At 56.8% G+C, this 3,537-nt stretch carries 4 protein-coding genes; 3 read left to right on the top strand and 1 reads right to left on the bottom strand.

The genetic code is table 11. From position 1 onward, the window contains the following. Window positions 1-5 precede the first annotated feature (5 nt). A complete protein-coding gene (locus ACP5EL_RS09725; RefSeq protein ID WP_428402313.1) occupies window positions 6-488 on the top strand; it encodes an XTP/dITP diphosphatase in 483 nt (160 codons plus the stop codon). A 9-nt stretch (window positions 489-497) separates the two neighbouring features. Here the strand turns inward: ACP5EL_RS09725 and ACP5EL_RS09720 are convergent, their stop codons facing one another. Next, window positions 498-779 (bottom strand): hypothetical protein, encoded by a 282-nt coding sequence (locus ACP5EL_RS09720; RefSeq protein ID WP_428402312.1) that lies wholly within the window; start codon window positions 777-779, stop codon window positions 498-500. A 67-nt stretch (window positions 780-846) separates the two neighbouring features. Between ACP5EL_RS09720 and ACP5EL_RS09715 the strand changes: the two genes are divergently transcribed. Together ACP5EL_RS09715 and ACP5EL_RS09710 are read left to right on the top strand one after the other, a co-directional pair. Further along, entirely contained in the window at window positions 847-1,161 is a 315-nt protein-coding gene (locus tag ACP5EL_RS09715; protein ID WP_428402311.1) for a ribonuclease P protein component 4, read from the top strand. Window positions 1,162-1,260: 99 nt separating this feature from the next. Next, the gene (locus ACP5EL_RS09710; protein WP_428402310.1) at window positions 1,261-3,126 is read left to right on the top strand and encodes a HEAT repeat domain-containing protein; all 1,866 of its coding nucleotides are present in this window, start codon (window positions 1,261-1,263) and stop codon (window positions 3,124-3,126) included. The last annotated feature ends 411 nt before the right edge of the window (window positions 3,127-3,537 follow it).

Raw genomic sequence — 3,537 nt, 5'->3', positions numbered from 1 at the left:
AAGGGATCCTCGGTGAGGTCGAGCAGAGGAACGTCGGGTACACCGAGATCCAGGCAGACACCCTGGAGGAGGTGGCCGCCTTCGGCATCGAGGAGGCGAGAGAGAAGCTGTACGGCCCTGCGATGATCGAGGATGCGGGCCTATTCATCGAGAGCTTGAAGGGCTTTCCCGGGGTCTATTCGGCCTACGTCTTCGATACCATCGGAAACGAGGGGATTCTGCGGCTCATGGAGGGCGTCGCTGACCGGAAGGCCGTCTTTCGGTCGGTTCTGGGATACGCGGAGCCGGGTATGGAGCCGATCATCTTCAAGGGAGAGCTAGAGGGCGAGATCGCCGCCGAGCCCCGAGGTTCTGGAGGTTTCGGGTACGATCCCATCTTCGAGATTGGAGGAAAGACGATCGCCGAGATGGACCTCGCTGAGAAGAACAGGATATCCCACCGAGGGGCCTCGATCCGCGCCCTGAACAGCTGGCTCGCGTCCCGCTGACTGGCCCGATCAGCACTTTTTCCTCCTCTGGAGGACGCATTTGGGCAGCATCCGGCCGTCGATGATCTTTATCTGCGGGGCCTGGACCGCGGAGATGTAAAGGGTCTTCCCCTCGACATCGATCTTGACGTCCATCGGCTTTGGAGGGCTGAGCCTCAACGGGAGGAGGATCGGCCCCTCGCAGGTGGTGCATATACGGAGCTCAGAGAAGCTGTTTTTGATGTAATCTCTCATCTCAGGAGATATCTCCGGTCCAGGATGAGGGCTCTTTTTGGCGGGTTTGGCGGGCATCGTAAGGTGATCGTCCCGCCCCTAGAAATAGTATATCTTTTATACGCCCCCGTGGTGAGCCTATACCGTGGCCAGGAGGAAGAAGGGATACTACAGGGCAAAAGACCTCGCGAGGCAGAGGATCGAGAGGCTATTTCTGCTAGCCGAAGAGGAGCACCACCTCCACCCTGAGAGGAGCGACCGGTACGTCGCCCTCGCGAGGAGGATCGGGATGAGGATGAGGGTGAGGATCCCTCGCCGCCTTAAGAGGCGGATCTGCAAGGGGTGCAGGTGCTACCTATCCCCCGAGAGGACGCGGGTGAGGCTCCGAAACGGGTTTCTTACCGTGACCTGCACCGAGTGCGGAGAGCAGATGAGATATCCTTACCGAAGGCCGCGGTAATTTTTAAAATTTTTTTGCACATCATCGTCATCAGCTGTTTTTTAGGGAGAACTTATAACTAGGTTCGAGACCCTTATTTTTCAAGGAGGGTTTCTGGCTGTGCAGAAGGTCAGATCAGCCGGATGGGGCTTCGATCAAGTCGCAGAATTTTTGGTTGGAAGAATCGGTTTTGATGACGCCCTGGCCGGTCCGGAGTCCTTCAGAGAGAAGCTGAGGACAGTGCTTGAGAGGGGACCCAACCAGCTTCGCTGGAGGGCGGCTCGGGTCCTGGGGGAGATGAGAGATCCGGATTCTGTCCCGTTCCTCGCCTCCGCCCTCGCTGACGAGAGCCCGGTGGTCCGATGGGAGGCGGCCGCCGCCCTGGGCAAGATCGGCGGCCCAGGGGTGGTCGAGGCTCTCTTGGCCGCCCTAGATGATGAGAGCCGCCAGGTCCAGAAGAGGGCGGCGAGGGCTCTTATCGTCCAACTTGGGGTTCCGGGTCCCGATCCCGAGAACCTGGCATATCTTATGAAGCTTCTCCCCTCTGGGAATGACGAGGTGGCCGAGTCCCTGCTCAAGATGGCGCCGGCCGCAGAGAGGAATCTTATGGAACTGCTTGATGACGACTCTTTCTTCGTTCGGAGGGACTCGGCCCGGCTCCTGGCCCGCATCTTCAGAGCCGAGATGGGGGCGTTTCCTGGTGGAGAGGTCAGATCATGGGATCCGGCGAAGATCGCGTCCCTTTATAGGTTCAGAACGAGGGTGGATGGTGAGGGGCTGGTAAAAAGGGTGGATTATACCGGGTTTGACGAGATCTCGGGGATCATCCTGGGGGAAAGAAAGATCGTATTCTCGCGCCTCTTTGATTCTGAAACATCTGTCAGAGAAGGGCTGGATTCGAGGCCGATCGGCCTCAGCGATCTCCTCGAATCGAAGGTCGACCGCCTGGAGCGGGTCGGCAGAACTCTGATCCTCTCCCAGGAGGGGCGATCTTTGGCCATCAAGCTGGCCCTTGGTCCGGGAGATGAGGAGAAGCTTCTCATCGAGGCGGCGATGCAGCGTCAGCTCGGCCATCTCCGAGAAGATCTCGGTCTCGAGAGCCTCATTCCGAGGCCCATCGTTCCAGAAGGCGGTGGGTATCTATTCCGGCTTCGCCTCTCCGGTCTTCCCGGAGGAGTGCGAGGGATCCTGGGTCTTCAGACCGATCCCTGGGCGATCTGCTACTCTCCGCCTCGAGGCTACTTCACCTATCTGAACGACTTCCACCTCTCTTCAGATTCAGTATCAAAGGGGCTCATCAGATGCGCTCACGATCTTGCTGTTCTGGCCCGGAATGGGCTCGTTCACGATGCCCTTATACCCCTATTTCACAACCGTGAGCAGACCGAACGGAGGGGGGATCGAGGCGTCTACCGCTGGTGGTCTGAGATCCCAGGGAGGCTCGATCGATGGCTCAAATCCTGTCAGCACCCCAACCTCAGGCTCTCGGGGATCGCGGACTATGAGCATTTTTGCCAGTTCGCCGAGATCGCGCCGCAAAAGCTTCACCACCTCATCGGCGACCAGCTTCTGAGCATAAGCCTGGTTTTAGCGAGCCGTTATCGAATTCTGGGCGAGTTCGACGACGATGTTGTGAGCGAAGCTCTGCGATCGATCTTTGAGACGTACATTCTGGCTTCCGTCTCTGAGAAGTCCAATTCAAGCTCCTTTTACGGTTCCAGGTCCCTTCTTGACGGTTGCATCGACTGGGACCGTCTCGCATCGAGGATGAGAGAGGAGATGGGCGGGGAGAGGTACACGACGGGCTTGGTCAGGGGGGCTGGGCCGGAAGGTTCAGATCTGGAGATCGAAAACGGCCCTCACCTCGGCCTCTTCGGAGGCTATTTTCCCCTTCCCGAGCTCCTCAGAGCGATTCATCTGGCAACGGCCTTCGCAATCCTGGGGATTAGTCAAGATGAGGCGGATTGGACGGGAATTACTCCCTAGTCGACCGCCAACTGCGTAACTCCTAAATATATTGGTAGGAAGAATGTAACCAGTTGATCTCTGAGGTGGAATATGGGACTCTTGACTTGCTGGCATCTGCCATGCATCTTCATGTCTTCAATTGGGATAATGGACCAGGCGGGTTACTGGCCACCAGGATACATGCTCGCCTTCGAACTATTCCTGGTGGTTGTGACGGCCTATCTCGGATTCAAGGCGGTTTTCTGGCCCTTTAGGTTCGTAAAAGACGTATAGTGAGTCCGTGTAGTGAGTCTCATATATGGGACCCGAGTTGGCGACGTGATGATGATACAGCTACCTGCTGTAAGCTAGCTCCGCTGCTATTATAGGATTTGATTCAATATAAGATCCTTTTTAGAATGAGATCATTATTTTGATATAATTAGGTGA

It is taken from the genome of Methanocrinis sp., assembly GCF_049974945.1.
Taxonomy (GTDB): domain Archaea; phylum Halobacteriota; class Methanosarcinia; order Methanotrichales; family Methanotrichaceae; genus Methanocrinis.
Note: the sequence above shows the minus strand (reverse complement) of the source record. Positions and strands in the feature narration are given on the sequence as shown.

Bases quoted from the DNA above. Each gene is read 5' to 3' on its own strand.
- ACP5EL_RS09720 (WP_428402312.1), bottom strand. From the start codon at position 779: ATGCCCGCCAAACCCGCCAAAAAGAGCCCTCATCCTGGACCGGAGATA.